This window comes from Streptomyces sp. NRRL F-5126, from assembly GCF_000721265.1.
In the GTDB taxonomy this organism is placed as follows: Bacteria; Actinomycetota; Actinomycetes; order Streptomycetales; family Streptomycetaceae; genus Streptomyces.
Genome location: NZ_JOFZ01000104.1, coordinates 1 through 371 on the forward strand (window position 1 = coordinate 1; position 371 = coordinate 371).

A 371-nucleotide genomic window follows, 5' to 3' on the forward strand; every position below is an offset into this window, starting at 1 on the left:
GGATGGCGTTGTCCAGGACGACACCGCACGCCGCGATCATCGTCGCCAGGGTGAGGAAGGCGACGTAGGTGACCGACAGCGTCGACTCCTCGTGCGTGGCCTCGGTCAGCTGCTCCCACAGCACCGCGTCCGCGCCCTCGCCGGGCGCGTCCTCCTCGGCCTTGTCGGCCCGCCGGGACAGCGACAGGTCGATGTTCTCCACGGCGATCGAACCGGCGTCGTCGAGCCCCAGCTCCCGCAGGGAGCCGATGAGTTCGTCGCCGGCCTCGCGGGCCACGTCGCACATCACGACGTCCCCGACCGGATTGCGGGCGGCTCCCGGGAGCACCACGACATGCGTGGTCCCGACGGTCTTCTCGATCACCCGGACC

General features: G+C 70.9%; 1 pseudogene. It reads right to left on the minus strand.

The features are described 5' to 3' along the window. A pseudogene (locus IH48_RS0132535) lies at positions 1-371 on the minus strand (hypothetical protein); the annotation flags it as partial.